This window comes from Pseudogemmobacter blasticus (genome assembly GCF_003071405.1).
Taxonomy (GTDB): domain Bacteria; phylum Pseudomonadota; class Alphaproteobacteria; order Rhodobacterales; family Rhodobacteraceae; genus Pseudogemmobacter; species Pseudogemmobacter blasticus.
In genome coordinates, this window is sequence record NZ_CP020470.1 from 3,491,026 (window position 1) to 3,504,724 (window position 13,699).

Annotated in this window: 12 protein-coding genes, 1 tRNA gene and 2 riboswitches; of the genes, 5 read left to right on the top strand and 8 right to left on the bottom strand. The window is 67.3% G+C overall.

Going from position 1 to position 13,699, the window contains the following annotated elements; all coding sequences use genetic code 11:
- The first annotated feature begins 376 nt into the window (after positions 1-376).
- The 4 genes from B6K69_RS16990 to B6K69_RS17005 all read left to right on the top strand — a co-directional run bounded on the left by B6K69_RS16990 (position 377) and on the right by B6K69_RS17005 (position 4,741).
- Positions 377-1,411 carry a cysteine synthase A gene (locus tag B6K69_RS16990; protein ID WP_108644647.1) on the top strand — a complete coding sequence of 345 codons (1,035 nt, stop codon included), beginning with the start codon at positions 377-379 and terminating at the stop codon, positions 1,409-1,411.
- Complete coding sequence (locus tag B6K69_RS16995; RefSeq protein WP_108644648.1) at positions 1,398-3,857, top strand: DUF3772 domain-containing protein; 2,460 nt, start codon at positions 1,398-1,400, stop codon at positions 3,855-3,857. Before B6K69_RS16990 ends, B6K69_RS16995 begins: the two co-directional genes overlap by 14 nt.
- Positions 3,854-4,576 (top strand): alanyl-tRNA editing protein, encoded by a 723-nt coding sequence (locus B6K69_RS17000; RefSeq protein WP_108644649.1) that lies wholly within the window; start codon positions 3,854-3,856, stop codon positions 4,574-4,576. The genes B6K69_RS16995 and B6K69_RS17000 overlap by 4 nt, the downstream gene beginning before the upstream one ends.
- A 75-nt stretch (positions 4,577-4,651) precedes the next feature.
- Positions 4,652-4,741 (top strand) — tRNA-Ser (locus B6K69_RS17005).
- A gap of 212 nt (positions 4,742-4,953) precedes the next feature.
- Here B6K69_RS17005 and B6K69_RS17010 read toward each other — a convergent pair.
- From B6K69_RS17010 to B6K69_RS17030, 5 genes are read right to left on the bottom strand one after another with little or no spacing between them, the layout of a single operon-like run.
- The gene (locus tag B6K69_RS17010; RefSeq protein ID WP_108644650.1) at positions 4,954-5,610 is read right to left on the bottom strand and encodes an energy-coupling factor ABC transporter ATP-binding protein; all 657 of its coding nucleotides are present in this window, start codon (positions 5,608-5,610) and stop codon (positions 4,954-4,956) included.
- Complete coding sequence (gene cbiQ, locus B6K69_RS17015; protein ID WP_418260080.1) at positions 5,594-6,391, bottom strand: cobalt ECF transporter T component CbiQ; 798 nt, start codon at positions 6,389-6,391, stop codon at positions 5,594-5,596. The genes B6K69_RS17010 and cbiQ overlap by 17 nt, the downstream gene beginning before the upstream one ends.
- A gap of 2 nt (positions 6,392-6,393) precedes the next feature.
- A complete protein-coding gene (locus B6K69_RS17020) occupies positions 6,394-6,999 on the bottom strand; it encodes an Ig-like domain-containing protein (protein ID WP_108644651.1) in 606 nt (201 codons plus the stop codon).
- On the bottom strand, positions 6,996-7,610 hold the full coding sequence (cbiM, locus tag B6K69_RS17025; protein WP_108644652.1) for a cobalt transporter CbiM: 615 nt from the start codon (positions 7,608-7,610) through the stop codon (positions 6,996-6,998). The genes B6K69_RS17020 and cbiM overlap by 4 nt, the downstream gene beginning before the upstream one ends.
- Positions 7,611-7,613: 3 nt before the next feature.
- Positions 7,614-8,402, bottom strand: coding sequence for a DUF4198 domain-containing protein (locus B6K69_RS17030; protein ID WP_108644653.1), 789 nt, complete (start codon positions 8,400-8,402; stop codon positions 7,614-7,616).
- A 136-nt stretch (positions 8,403-8,538) separates the two neighbouring features.
- A riboswitch (cobalamin riboswitch) is annotated at positions 8,539-8,752 on the bottom strand.
- 115 nt (positions 8,753-8,867) lie between these two features.
- Between B6K69_RS17030 and tcuA the strand changes: the two genes are divergently transcribed.
- Positions 8,868-11,411: an FAD-dependent tricarballylate dehydrogenase TcuA gene (tcuA, locus tag B6K69_RS17035; protein ID WP_269467320.1), complete on the top strand. Its 2,544-nt coding sequence runs from the start codon at positions 8,868-8,870 to the stop codon at positions 11,409-11,411.
- A gap of 132 nt (positions 11,412-11,543) precedes the next feature.
- Here tcuA and B6K69_RS17040 read toward each other — a convergent pair whose 3' ends face one another.
- The 3 genes from B6K69_RS17040 to thyX all read right to left on the bottom strand — a co-directional run bounded on the left by B6K69_RS17040 (position 11,544) and on the right by thyX (position 13,690).
- Positions 11,544-11,897 (bottom strand): cysteine-rich small domain-containing protein, encoded by a 354-nt coding sequence (locus tag B6K69_RS17040; RefSeq protein WP_107671903.1) that lies wholly within the window; start codon positions 11,895-11,897, stop codon positions 11,544-11,546.
- 146 nt (positions 11,898-12,043) lie between these two features.
- Positions 12,044-12,230: riboswitch (cobalamin riboswitch) on the bottom strand.
- 32 nt (positions 12,231-12,262) lie between these two features.
- Entirely contained in the window at positions 12,263-12,736 is a 474-nt protein-coding gene (gene nikR / locus B6K69_RS17045; protein WP_108644655.1) for a nickel-responsive transcriptional regulator NikR, read from the bottom strand.
- Positions 12,737-12,784: 48 nt separating this feature from the next.
- Positions 12,785-13,690, bottom strand: coding sequence for an FAD-dependent thymidylate synthase (gene thyX, locus B6K69_RS17050; protein ID WP_108644656.1), 906 nt, complete (start codon positions 13,688-13,690; stop codon positions 12,785-12,787).
- Between the last annotated feature and the right edge of the window lie 9 nt (positions 13,691-13,699).

Below are 13,699 nucleotides of genomic sequence, written 5' to 3' on the forward strand. Positions count from 1 at the left end.
ACCTTCTGAAATGACGCTGCGACGTTTCGCGTGGGGGCTGGAAGGGGGCGACGGCGTGGCCTGTCTGAAAACAGCCGCCCCCGCGCCATGAGGTTTCCCGGACCTGCCTTCCGCGCAGGCGCATCCCTTGGCCATGATGGCGGTCGTCGTGGCGGCCGATCCCGCCCGGTTGAAGTGCGCAAGACAGGCGGGAAGAACCTGCACCCGGGCGATGTCTCCGGGCGGGCCCGGCGATGAAGACCCGCCGCGACAGTCAGGCCTTCTCTTGCCGGGGGCAAAAAGGGAAGGGCGTTGCTGGTCCGGGTGGGTCCGCGTGACTTGAGTTTGCCGCGAGGCTTGCCTACACGTTTAGGAAAGCAGGAAGGACACCGCCCGTATGCGTATTCACAGCGATCTGGCCGACACCATCGGCAACACGCCGCTTCTGAAACTGCGGCGCGCCAGCGAGATGACCGGCTGCACGATCCTGGGCAAGTGCGAGTTCATGAACCCCGGGCAATCGGTCAAGGACCGCGCCGCGCTTTACATCATCCGCGATGCCATCGCGAAGGGGCAGCTCAGGCCCGGCGGCACGATTGTCGAGGGCACGGCGGGCAATACCGGGATCGGGCTGGCGCTGGTCGGGGCCAGCATGGGCTTCCGCACCGTGATCGTGATCCCCGAGACGCAGAGCCAGGAAAAGAAGGACATGCTGCGGCTTGCAGGGGCCGAGCTGGTGCAGGTGCCGGCGGCCCCCTACAAGAACCCCAACAACTATGTCCGCTACTCCGGCCGTCTGGCCGAGGCGCTGGCCCGGACCGAGCCGAACGGCGCCATCTGGGCCAACCAGTTTGACAACGTGGCCAACCGTCAGGCGCATATCGAGACCACCGGGCCGGAAATCTGGGAACAGACCGGCGGCAAGGTGGATGGCTTCGTGGCGGCGGTGGGGTCGGGCGGCACGCTCGCCGGCGTTGGTCTGGCCTTGCAGCCCAAGGGGGTGAAGATCGGTCTGGCAGACCCGGAAGGGGCGGCGCTGCACGCCTTCTATTCGACCGGCAAGCTGGAATCGCCCGGAAGCTCGATCACCGAAGGGATCGGGCAGGGGCGCATCACCGCGAACCTGGAAGGGTTCACCCCCGATTTCAGTTGGCGCATCCCCGATGCCGAGGCACTGCCGCTGATCTTCGATCTGCTCACGGACGAAGGTCTGTGCATGGGCGGATCGACCGGGATCAACATCGCCGGCGCCATCCGCATGGCGCGCGAGATGGGGCCGGGCCATACCATCGTGACTATTCTTTGCGACTATGGCAGCCGCTACCAATCCAAGATCTACAATCCTGTTTTCCTGCGGGAAAAGGGTCTGCCGGTTCCCGAATGGCTGGCCCGCGGGGCGCGTCCGCTGCCGTCGGTCTATGAAGACGTGTGACCGCCTGCGCGGTCTGCGCGCGCTGATCCCGGCCGTTCTGGCGCTGGTTGTCGGGCTGGGTCTTGTGGCCGGGCCGGTCGCAGCGCCCGCATGGGCGGACGAAGCGGCCGCCCCCGCCGAACCGACCGTAGACTATGCCGAGTGGGAAAAGGCGGCGAGTGCCGCTGAAGACCAGCTTGAGAACCGCAACATCAGCGACGAGCGGCTGGATGAACTGCGCGACCAGTTGGCCAAGTGGCGCGCAACGCTGCTGAATGCGCAGAACGTGAACTCGACCCGGATCGCCACGGTCAAGGAACAGATCGCGGCGCTGGGGCCCGCCCCCGAGGAAGGCAAGACCGAGGCGCCCGAGATCGCCAGCCGCCGGTCGGATCTGGCGGATCTGCTGGGCAAATTGCAGGCGCCGGGGATCACGGCGGAAGAGGCCTATCGCCGGGCCGACGGGCTGATCCGCGAGATCGACCGCACCCAGCGGGAACGCCAGGCCAATGAGCTGTTGCAGCTTTGGCCGGCGCCGGTGAACCCGGCCAACTGGCCCGAGGCGGCGGTCGGCATCTCGGACACGCTGATGCGGATTGTGGATGAGGCGCGCGAGGGCTGGCAGAACAAGGATGCCCGGGGGGTATTCCTCAGCAATCTGCCATTGATCCTTGGGCTTCTGGTGCTGTGGGCCGGGCTGACCTTCTATGCCCGGCGCTGGATCGAGAACTTTGTCGACCGGATGCAGGCCGGCGGGTCCGAGGCGCGGCGGCGTGTGCTGTCGGTTCTGGCCTCGCTGGGGCAGGTGGTGGTGCCGACGGCCGGCACCGTTGCGCTGACTGTTGCGCTGCTGAACAGCGGTTTGCTGGGCGAGGTCACCCGCCGGATCGCGGTGTCGCTGCCGTTCCTGGGCTTTACGGTCTTTGTCGCGGCCTGGCTGGGCGGGCGTGCCTTCCCGCGCCAGCAGGGCGAGGATGCGGCTTTGCCGCTGCCGCCCGAGAGCCGCATCGAAGGCCGCTTCATGGCACAGATGATGGGCCTGGTGATCGCGGCAGAGTTCCTGCGCAGCATCACCATGGACCCGCAGTCCTATTCCGAAGCGGTGACGGCCGTGGCCTCGTTCCCGATCCTGGTTGCGGGCGGGCTGGTGCTGATCCGCATCGGCCGGGTCTTGCGCCTTGCGCGCGAGGCCGGCTCGCAAAGCTATGTGCTGCGGCTGCTGTCGATCCTGGCCAAGGTGGTGACGGTGATCGGCTTTGTCGGCCCGGCGCTGGCTGCCTTCGGCTATGTGGCGGCGGCGCGGGCGATGATCTTCCCGGCCATCGTCACGCTGGGGCTCATCACGCTGCTTCTGGTGTTGCAGCGCCTGCTGGCGGACATCTGGGCGATGGTCTCGCCCAGCGACGATGCCGCTTCGGATCGCGACGGTCTTGTCCCGGTGCTGATCGGCTTTGCCCTGACCCTGCTGGCGGTGCCGGTCTTCGTGCTGATCTGGGGCGCGCGTCTGGCAGACCTGACCGAAATCTGGACCCGGTTCCGCGAAGGGTTCCAGATGGGCGAGACGCGGATCTCGCCCACCGACTTCCTGCTGTTCGCGGTGATCTTCGCCATCGGCTACATGCTGACGCGGATGTTCCAGGGGGCGCTGAAGACCTCGATCCTGCCCCGCACACGCATGGATCGCGGCGGGCAGACGGCGCTGGTCTCGGGCACGGGGTACGTTGGCATCTTCCTTTCGGCGCTGGTGGCCATCAATGCCACCGGAATTGACCTGTCCGGTCTGGCCATCGTGGCCGGTGCGCTGTCCGTGGGCATCGGTTTCGGCCTGCAGAACATCGTGTCGAACTTCGTCTCGGGGATCATCCTGCTGATCGAGCGCCCGGTGTCAGAAGGTGACTGGATCGAGGTTGGTGGGGTGCAGGGGATCGTCAAGTCGATCTCGGTGCGATCAACCCGGGTGCAGACCTTCGACCGCACCATGGTGATCGTGCCGAACGCCGATCTGGTCAGCCAGCAGGTGAAGAACTGGACGCGCTTCGGCCTTGCAGGCCGGCTGATCGTGCCGGTGGGCGTGGCCTTCGGGTCTGACACCCGCAAGGTCGAGACGGTGTTGCGCGAGATTGCAGAGGCGCAGCCGCTTGTGGTGCTGAACCCGCCGCCGGTGGTGGTGCTACAGGGCTTTGGCGCCGATGCGATGATGTTCGAGATCCGGGTGATCCTGCGCGACGTGAACTTCAGCCTGTCGGTGAAGAACGAGATCAATCACCAGATCGTCAAGCGGTTCGAGGAAGAGGGGATCGAGATTCCCTTCGCCCAGTCGGATGTCACCCTGCGCAATGCCGACGAGATCGTCGCCGCGCTGGCGGCGTTGCGGATGCCTGCGCCGGAAACGCCGATCCCGCCCGTCGCGCCCGTGGTGGCCGAGGAACCGAAAGGAGGGCGCGCAGGCGCTGCCGACCCCGCATGACGACCGAACCGCTGTTCCGCGCCGACCCGTATCTGCAAGAAGCCACCGCCCGCGTCCTGGCCCATACCGCCGAAGGTGGAATCGTGATGAACGCTTCGGTCTTTTACCCGACGGGCGGCGGCCAGCCCGGCGACAGTGGCTGGCTGGTCTGGGACGGCGGTCGCCTGCCCGTTGCCACCACGGTCAAGGGTGAGGGCGGGGCCATTGTGCTGGTGCCCGCCGCGCCGGTGCAGATGCCCCCGGTGGGGGCCGAGGTCCGTCAGGTGCTGGACTGGTCCCGCCGCCACCGCCACATGCGGGTGCATACCGCGCTGCATCTCTTGTCGGTGGTGATCCCGCTGCCGGTGACCGGCGGCCAGATCGGCGCCGACCGGGGCCGGCTGGATTTCGACATGCCAGACCCGCCCGCGGACACGGCCGCGCTGGAGGCCGCCCTGAACGCGCTGATCGAGCGTGATCTGAAGGTGACCGAAACCTGGATCACCGATGCCGAACTGGAGGCCAACCCCGGCCTGGTGAAAACCATGTCCGTCCGGCCGCCGGCAGGGCAGGGCAGGGTGCGGCTGGTCCGCATCGGCCAAGGGGTGGGGCAAGTCGATCTGCAACCCTGTGGCGGCACCCATGTCGCCCGCACCGGCGAAATCGGCCATGTCACCATCGACAAGGTGGAAAAGAAGGGCCGGATGAACCGCCGCGTCTCGATCACCCTGGCAGATTGATCTGCGGGTTCTCCGCGAAAGCCCCCGCCGCACCCCCTTGCCGCCCCGCGCCCGAACCGCTAAGACCGCCGCCACGGACAGTTGGCCGAGTGGTCGAAGGCGCACGCCTGGAAAGTGTGTAGGCGGGGAACCGTCTCGAGGGTTCGAATCCCTCACTGTCCGCCATAATCCTTGATTTTCAGCTTGATCAATTCTCGCACTGCCTCACGGGCATGATTAGGGCCTTGAATCCGCGGCCGCTTGGCGTTGTCTGGTGTGTCTGCCGGGGCTTTCCGGATGCTTGCGGGAAGGGGGACGAAGGCGCCACGATGCGGGGCGCGGGGCAAGGTTGGTCTGAACGGCAGGGGCGGGGGCTGTCGCAGCCTGCCGTCCGGCGGCTAGGGTTGGTCGACCACAATGCCCTTTTCCAGCCGCACCTCGCGAGAGGTCACTTGCGCGCGGAACGCGGCATCGTGGCTGACCAGCACAATGGCCTGGGGCAGGGTCTGCAGGATTTCCAGAAGCCTTGCCTCGTTTTCCGGGTCCAGCGCATTGGTCGGCTCGTCCAGCAGCAGCACCTCGGGGTCCATCACCAGCACCGAGGCCAGTGTGATCAGCCGCTTTTCCCCGCCTGACAGGTGATGTGTCACCCTGTCCCGCAGGTGTCGCAGCGCCAGCCGGTCAAGGACTTCGTCCACCAGACGCAAGGCCTCGGCCCGGGATCGCCCCAGGTTCAGCGGGCCAAAGGCGATGTCCTCGGCCACCGTCGGGCAGAACAACTGATCATCGGGGTCCTGGAACACCAGCCCGATCCGCCGCCGCACGTCATGAAACGCGGCCTCGTGCCTGCGCTCCTGTCCGAAGGCCCGCACCCGGCCCCGCAGGGGCAGAACCAGCCCCAGCGCGATGCGCAGCAGCGTGGATTTCCCCGATCCGTTCGGTCCGACCAGGGCAATCCGCTCTCCTGCCGCCACGGACAGGCTGGCGCCGCGCAGCACGGGTGCCTGGCCCGGATAGGCGAAGTGGATCTCTTCCAGTTCAAGCAAGGTCGGCAAGGCACATCTCCAGCAGAACCAGCCCCAGAAGCCCGGCAAGGAACAGCCCCGCCGCCAACCCGTCGATCCGGCCGAACCGCAGGTCTGACAGCAGCGGCAACCGCCCGGTGAAGCCGCGGCACTTCATCGCCTGCAGAATACGCTCAGACCGTTCCAGCGCGCGCACCAGCATCATTCCGACCAGTTGGCCAAGGCTGCGCCAGCAATGCCGGTTGCTGCCGGGGCGGAAAGCGCGCGCCTGCATGGCCTGTCGCGACCGGCTGTATTCGTCGCGCAACACTTCGATGTAGCGCACCGTGAACAGCAGCAGATGCACCAGCCGTTCCGGCACCCGCAGCCGCGCCAGCGCATGTCCCAGCACCACCGGCTCCATCGTGCCGACCAGCACCATCAGCGCCAGGATCACCGCATTGGCGGTCAGCGCAATTTCGACCGCCAGCCGCAGCCCTTCCGCACTGGCGACAAAGCCGCCGGGCACCACCAGAAGCGCCGTGCCCGGCGTCGAGAACGGAAGCAGCACGAGCATGAAGACAATGAACCCGTCCATCAGCATCATGCGTTTCAGGGTGGTTGCCACAGGCAGGCCGGATACCGCCAGCAGGGCCAGTGCCGCCGCCAGCGCCGCCACCAGTGCTGTCAGGCTGGACAGCCCCGTGACCACCACCGCGAAGGCCAGCGCCGCCAGAATACGCCCGCGCGGGTCCAGCCGCCGGACAAGCGGCGAAGGGCGGGGCGATAGCCCCACCGCGCCCGTTTCGCCAAGGCCAAGCAGATGCGCCACGGTCAGCGCGCCATGGGGCGGCGGCGCGCCGCGACATAGAAGCCGATCCCGAACAGCCCGGCGATGTAACCGATGCCACCCAGGATGGATTGCAGATCGTTCTTCTCCTTGTAGGCGGCGATCTCCTGTCGCAGGGGGCGCATCTCGTCTCGCACGATCCGGGCCATGGCGGCTTCATCCAGCGCGGGTCCGTTGGCGGCGGCCCCACCGGGGGACGCGGCGGCCGGGGCAGGGACGGCGTCCGGGGCGGCGGTGGCTGCCGCCGGGGTGGCCTTGCCCAGGATGCCGCCCACATCGGCTGCGCTCATGGTCACCTCGGCCACATGGCCTGCCCCCAGATCGGCGCGGAACACATGGTCCACGGGTTCGGTCGGGGTGAACAGGAAAACACCGCCCTCGTCCGTTGTGGTTTCGCCCAAGGGGCGGCCGGCCGGGTCGGTTACGGTGACCTTGCTGTTCGCCGCCATATCGCCGTTGGAAAACCCGATTTCGCCCTCGATCGCGCGGCCTGCAGGATAGACCGAGGCAATCACCTTGTGCGCCAGGGCGGGCCAGGGCGCCAGCATCAGGCAAAGGGCCGCCGTTGCAAGAGATCCGGCCTGTTTCATCGTGCCACCTCAAGAGCATGGAAGAGTTCGGGTTTCACCTTGCGGGCCAGCGATACCGCGGCAGCCGTGAGCACGCCTTCGATGGCCATCACCGGGATGTGGGCAAAGAACACCAGCCTGGCGGCGGGCAGGAACTGTTCGCCGCTCAGCATCAGCGAAAGCGCGACGAACAGCGTTGTCAGCGCAATCGCCAGTGCGCCGCCGATGCCGGCCCAGACCGTGGCGGTCAGGGCGGTTCCGCGGCGGATGAACGGGCCGCAGGCCATGCCGACCAGCACCGCCGGCAGGGCGATGTTCACGGTGTTGACCCCCAGCACCGTGACCCCGCCAAAGCCGAAGAACACCGCCTGCAACAGCAAGCCCACGAACAGCGCCGGAAACGCGGCCCAGCCCAGGATGACCCCGGCCAGACCGTTCAGGATGAGGTGCACCGATGAGGGGCCGATCGGGACATGCACCAGCGAGGCCACGAAGAACGCCGCCGACAACACGCCGGCGGTGGGTATCTTTTCAACCGTCAGCGCCCGCAGGCCAAGGGCAATGCCCCCGGCCGCGATCACGGCGCCCCCGATCACCACGGGGTTGGACAGCGCGCCATCAACGATGTGCATGGCTTACTCCAGATCCCAGGCGCGCACCCAGATCACGGCATCCTGACTCAGTTCCTTGCCTTCATGTTCCTTGGCCGGGCCGGACCCCAGCGCCGCAAAGCCCCACCAGCCGGCCTTGGGAATGCCAAAGGTGAAGGTTCCGTCGGCATCGGAAACCACCACGACCGACCCGCCCGGCATTGGCCCGGCAACGGCCGATTTCGCCGTATTGGTGGCAAGGTCCGGCTCTGCGGCCATGAACTCGACCTCGATCTCGACGCCGGGCACCGGCTTGCCTTCGGCCAGCACCTGCCCGCTGAAGGTAGAGCCTGCAATGATGTTGTAGGGCTTGTTCAGCGGCAGGATCTCGGTCGCCAGACCCTGCGGTTCCATCCAGTCGGTCGGCAGTTCGGCATGGTTCAGATAGACCTTGGTCAGTTGCTGGATGAAGACATCCTCGCTGGGTTCCAGATAGGGGGCGGGTTCAACCACCAGCACATAATCGCCGGCCTTTGTTACCGGCACGCTGGCCTCATAGGCGGCCGCCGCATTTTCAACGCCGGTAAAGGTGATCGGCTTCAGCCGATCCATCAGGTCGGTCTTCTTGCCCTTGTTCACGCTGTAGAAGGCCAGCGGTTGGCCCATGTCCATCACATGGCCGTTCTCGAAAGGGTGCCAAAAGATCAGCCGCAACGGCACATCGCCGGGGCCTTCGATGATGGGGTTTTCAACATGGATCAGTTGGAAATGCGCTGCGGCGGGCAAGGGCAACAGGCAGGCCGCGGCGATCAGCGCGGCAGGGCGAAGGGTCATGGTCGTTCCTCTCTTGTGCCGTCAGAAGACGGAATCCAGAAAGGACGTTCGGGATGAAAGGCACGCAGGGCGTTGTTCCGGCTCTGCGAGCCAGACGCACACCCCGGCGTCCGGTTGATTGCAGGCGAAGATCGCTCTTCACCATGCCTCGCCGGCAGGTCTCCTGGCTCGCGGGTCTTGGCTCGGCCGGCCTTCCCGGGCGGTTGGCCCAGTGGCGTGTTCGGCGTCGCTCTCCGCTTACAGTTGCGGGGGCAGCCACGGAATTGGCCCCTGCGGGCCGCACCGTATTCCCTCTCTCCCCCTCGCCGCGCGATGATGCCCGGCAAGGGACCGATGATGCCCTTTACCGGCCATAACCGCCGCGGCATGTCAACCGCCTTTCCGCCGCAGGTTGCGAATAGGGGTGCCCTTGAGGATCGGACGCATCCGTGAAACCGTTTGCCCGCGAAGAGACGGGGGGGAGTGGTGGCGGACGGCGGCAACAGGGTTCTGGTCATCGGTGGCGGGTTCGCCGGGCTTTGCGCCGCCATCGATGCGCGTGAGGCCGGGGCCGCCGTGATGCTGGTGGATGCCGCGCCGCGCGAGCTGTTGGGCGGCAACGCCCGCCATTGCCGCAACCTGCGTCTGGTCAACCCTACCGAAACGCCCTTCCAGCGCGACAGTTACCCCGCCGCGGCCTTTCTGGCGGATCTTCGGCGCAAGGCTGCGCCTGATCCAGACCTTGCAGAGCGTCTGGCGGAAGGCGCGGGCGACCTGGGGCCCTGGCTTCTGGCGCAGGGGGTGGCTTTCGAACCCTGGGCCGACGGCAATCTGCCCTATTCCCGCCGAACCGTCTTTCTGCGCGGGGGCGGGCAGGCCTTGGTCAATGCGCTGGTCCGCCGTGCTGTCGCCCTGGGGGTGGATATTCGCACCGGCTGGCGGGTCCGCGCCCTAGATCCGGCCGCGCTGTCGCCGCAAACGGCCGCCCCGTTGCACATTCTTGCCGACACGCCCGAGGGGCCGGTGCAGATTGCCGCCGCTGCCGTGGTGCTGGCCTGCGGCGGTACGGGCGCAAACAGGGGCGAGCTGGCCCGCCACCTTGGCCCGCGCGCGGCGGTGATCGCCAATCGGGGCACGCCGTTCCAGCAGGGCGAACCGCTGCTTTGGCTGTTGTCGCACGGGGCTGCCGCCGCCGGTTTGCCGGGCGATGGCCACCTTGTCCCGGTTGATGCCCGCGCGCCACAAGACGATGCCGGAATTGTCAGCAGGTTGGACGGTATGCAGTTTGGCCTTGTCGTCGGCCCTGATGGCCGCCGCCTTGGCGATGAAGGCGCCACGATCAGCCCCGAGAGGTTCTCGCATTGGGCGCGTCTTCTGCAAGACCGGCCGGATCCGCGCGGCTGGATCATTCTGGGGCCCGAGGGCACCGCCCGTCTGCCGCCGTTGATGTATCCGCCGCTGCGCGCGGCCACGCCCGTGGCGCTGGCCCTTGCCTGTGGCATCGACCCCGATGGCCTGACCGTCACGCTGCAAGAGATCAGGGATTGGCAGGCCGGCGGTCCGCCGCCCGATCCACCGCGCACCCTGCGCGACACGGCCCCTCTGGGCCGGCTTGACGGCCCCCTTGCGGCCATTCCCATGCGGCTTGGGCTGGCCTTTACGCGCCACGGAGCCGCCGTCGACGCCAGTACGCGAATCCGCCTTGCCGCAGGGGGCACCGCGCCGCAGCTTTTCGCGGCGGGCACCGCCATGTGCGGCCAGATCCTGGGCCCGGGCTACCTTTCGGGCATGGGGCTGACCATTGCCGGCGTCTTCGGTCGCATCGCCGGGCGCGAGGCGGCAGCGCTGGCCGGGTCTGCGGTTCTGCCCGCGCAGGGGCCGGCCCTTGCAGACCGGATCGCCCCGTCTGCGCCGCCGCCGGAAGATCCGCTTGCCAATGCCCGGCGCACGATGAACCTGTGCAACACCTGCGGGTTCTGCACCGGGCTTTGCGATGTCTTCCCGGCGGCCCAGTTGCGGCAGGGCTTGCGGGACGGCGATCTGCGCCATCTTGCCCATCTGTGCCACGATTGCCGGTCCTGTCACGCCGATTGCCAATATACCCTGCCGCATGAACTGGCGATCAACGTCCCCGCCGCGCTGGCCGAGGTGCGGGCGCAAGACTATGCCGGACCTTTGCCCCGGCGGCCTGCCGGCCCCCGTTTCGCGGTCTGGCTGTTCCTGTTCTGCCTGTTCGCACCCGTGCTTGGCACCTTGCTTCTGGTGCCGTCGCAGGTGCTGTTCGCGCCGCAAGCCGGGTCGGGGGCCTTTTACCGGGTGATCCCCCATCCGGTGATGGCGGCGGGCGCGGCGCTGGCCTTTGCCGGGGCGGGCGTGCTGCTGGTGGCAAGGGTCTGGCGCCATTGGCGCCGCTCGGGCGGGCCGGCCACGCGGCACAGCCCGGCGACACTTGTCAGGGCGCTGACCGATGCCGCCACCCTGCGCAACCTTGGCCACGGCGCCCCCGGCTGCGAAGACCGGCAGGGCCGCGTCAGCCTGATCCGGCGCCTTGCGCATCACCTGGTTGCCTACGGGTTTGCTCTGACCTTTCTGGCCACGCTGGCGGGGGCCTGGTTGCACAGCCGCGGCCAGGTGGCACCTTACCCGGTGGTCAGCCTGCCGGTTCTGCTGGGCGCGATCGGTGGTCTGGCGATGCTGGCCGGCCTCACGCTGCTGGAGCGACGCAGCCGGTCGGCCGATCAGGCCCCGGCCAGTGCCCGTATGCTGGCCGAGGACCGTTTCGCCCGGGCCCAGCTTGCCGCCGTCGCCGGTTCCGGGCTGCTGCTTCTTGCCCTGCGCGAGACCCCCGTCATGGGCCTGATGCTGGCATTGCATCTGGGCAGCGTGCTGGGGTTTGCGCTGCTTCTGCCCTTTGGCAAGCTGTCGCACGGCGGCTGGCGCTTCGCAGCCCTGTTGCGACATGCCGGCGAACGCGCGGCCCGGCGCCCCAGACCCGGCCAGGCTGACAAGCCCGACGCGCCGGGGGAATGAGCGATCAGATTGGAGTGTGTCAGGGGCGGCCGGATGTCCGGGGGGCTTACCGCCTGATTGCGGCGGGCAAAGGCGGGCGATGGAACGGATGCAGTTTGCAAGCTCCCCCGCGCTGCGTTTGCAGGACAGCCGTCAATCGTCCTGTCCCTCAGCCTCATGCCCGGGCGGGCGGGGGCGGCGGGTGGGCGGGTCGGTCTGCGGAAGGCCCGACCAGACCACAGGATATTCCAGCCAGCGCTGGATGAAGTTCCACGACTTGCGGTAATCGTCATGCGGCAGGGTGCAGGCAGAGCAGTCCTTGCGTGTCAGACCGTTCCGGTCCGTGTAGGTCGCGTAGGAACCCGGACATTCATAGGCGATCAGCGGACAGTAGCAGAACAGGCAATTGAAATCGCCTTTCACGCCCTTATGGCAGGGCAGGAACGGGCAGGCCGTGTTGGTGTAGCCCTTGAAGGCCTCATTCGTGGTCGTGTCCTTCGGCTGCATCGCTGGCCCCTTCGCCTGACGTTTCCTTGCCGGCCCCGGCGCCGGATTCGGCGCAAAGCCCTGATGCCACGCGGAGAACAGGAGACAGATCACAAGCGCACAGGCCGTGGCCCTGCACAGATCCTGTCTCCGGGCCCGCCGCCCGGCATCGGTTCGTGGTTCCGGCAGGTCTCCTGGCTTGCGGGTCATCGTCGGTCTGCCAGCCTTCCCGGCGCGCAGGGCGCCCGTGGCATCTTGGCAGGGACTCGCCGCTCACAGTTGCGGGGGCAGCGCCGGGGTTTCACCGGCTTCCCTCTTCGCCCCTTGCGGGGCACCGGAACGGGGGTATCAAAGGCCACTGTCCGCAAGCTGTCAAGGTAGCCCGGTCAGAAGCTTTGCTGTACCCGCAGATGGGTGTGGCTGTGCGGCTCCTCGCCCTCATGCGCATGGGTCTCGACATGTTCCTCAACCGGGATCAGCCCGGCCGCGCCATGCCGCACCCCGCGTTCCAGAAACAGTTGCGCCGCATAATCCGACACGCGGGCGAAGTCGCCGCGCAGCACGGATATATCCACGGTTTCCCCGTGGTTGATCGGAATACTGGTGTGGAACAGTATCTCTGAATGTCGCGCCAGCCGGCCTTCGCGGATGCGCTTTGCCAGCTCTGGCATCGTCTGGTCCACTGCGCAGGACACCACCGCGAAACAGCCCTGATCGGGCCGCGCCGCCGGTTCAACCGCCAGCCCGCGCCGGATCAGGTCGCGGATCGCCTCGGACCGGTTCTGCACCGGCGACCGTGCGACATAAGCCTCCAGCTCGGCGGCCAGCTCGTCATCCAGCGTGATGGTGGTGCGGATCATCAGGCCCCCTTTGAGACGGCAATGCACTGGCGCGCAAGGAAGGCGCGTTTAGCCCCAGACCTCGACAAACTCGCGCCATTCGCCTTTCGACATGCCAGACTCCTCCTGTCCCACCACCTCGCCGGCCAGGCGGCGCTTCAGAAGTGCCGTCGCCTTGGCCGAAAGCGTGGTGCCGCCCATGCGGTAATCTTCAAAGGCGGCATAGGCGAGCGGCACCCAATCCTTGACGCACTCGGCAATCGCCTTGGCATAGATCTGGATTTCGTATTGCGCATGGGCATCGGCCCGCAGTCGCAGGAAGTGGAACAGGTTGTGCAGGTCAGTCTTCCAATACCACTGCGTATAGGTGTTCATCGGCAGGTTCATCCGCGCCAGTTCGCGGGCAAGGCCCTGCTGGCCGTCCTGCGACAGCATTTCCTCGTAGTGGTCAAAGCAGATGGCGGCGTCGCGCTTCAGCGTTTCCAGGACGCGAGCGGCTTCGGCGCCCGACAGAACCTCGCCCCGGCCCTGGTTGTTCACGGTCGATTGCGCGGCCAGGTGTTCGGGCGCCGGAATGTAGAACTCGCGGTCAAGGATCGAATAGCGGGCCGAGTATTCGTTGACGTTGGCGGTGCGGTGCCGGATCCACTGGCGGGCCACGAAGACCGGCAGTTTGACATGCAGCTTGATCTCGCACATCTCGAAGGGCGTCGAATGCCAGTGCCGCATCAGATAGCGGATCAGCCCTTCGTCGTTCGACACATGCTTTGTCCCGGCGCCATAGCTGACGCGCGCCGCCTGCACGATGGCGGCATCGTCGCCCATATAGTCGATCACCCGGATGAAGCCGTGATCCAGCACCTCATGCGCGCGGTAGAGATGCGCCTCCATCCCCGGAGAGACGGCGCGCAGCGTGGGTTGCGGATGGGCCCTGGCGGCTTCGATCTCGGCGCGTTGGTCGGGGGTCAGCGGCATGGGCGGGGC

Excerpts from the sequence above, each read along its gene's own strand:
- B6K69_RS16990 (WP_108644647.1), top strand. The coding sequence starts at position 377 with ATGCGTATTCACAGCGATCTGGCCGACACCATCGGCAACACGCCGCTT.
- B6K69_RS16995 (WP_108644648.1), top strand. The coding sequence starts at position 1,398 with ATGAAGACGTGTGACCGCCTGCGCGGTCTGCGCGCGCTGATCCCGGCC.
- B6K69_RS17040 (WP_107671903.1), bottom strand. The coding sequence starts at position 11,897 with ATGCAGCCGAAGGACACGACCACGAATGAGGCCTTCAAGGGCTACACC.
- thyX (WP_108644656.1), bottom strand. The coding sequence starts at position 13,690 with ATGCCGCTGACCCCCGACCAACGCGCCGAGATCGAAGCCGCCAGGGCC.
- B6K69_RS17000 (WP_108644649.1), top strand. The coding sequence starts at position 3,854 with ATGACGACCGAACCGCTGTTCCGCGCCGACCCGTATCTGCAAGAAGCC.
- B6K69_RS17030 (WP_108644653.1), bottom strand. The coding sequence starts at position 8,402 with ATGACCCTTCGCCCTGCCGCGCTGATCGCCGCGGCCTGCCTGTTGCCC.
- cbiM (WP_108644652.1), bottom strand. The coding sequence starts at position 7,610 with ATGCACATCGTTGATGGCGCGCTGTCCAACCCCGTGGTGATCGGGGGC.
- nikR (WP_108644655.1), bottom strand. The coding sequence starts at position 12,736 with ATGATCCGCACCACCATCACGCTGGATGACGAGCTGGCCGCCGAGCTG.
- B6K69_RS17020 (WP_108644651.1), bottom strand. The coding sequence starts at position 6,999 with ATGAAACAGGCCGGATCTCTTGCAACGGCGGCCCTTTGCCTGATGCTG.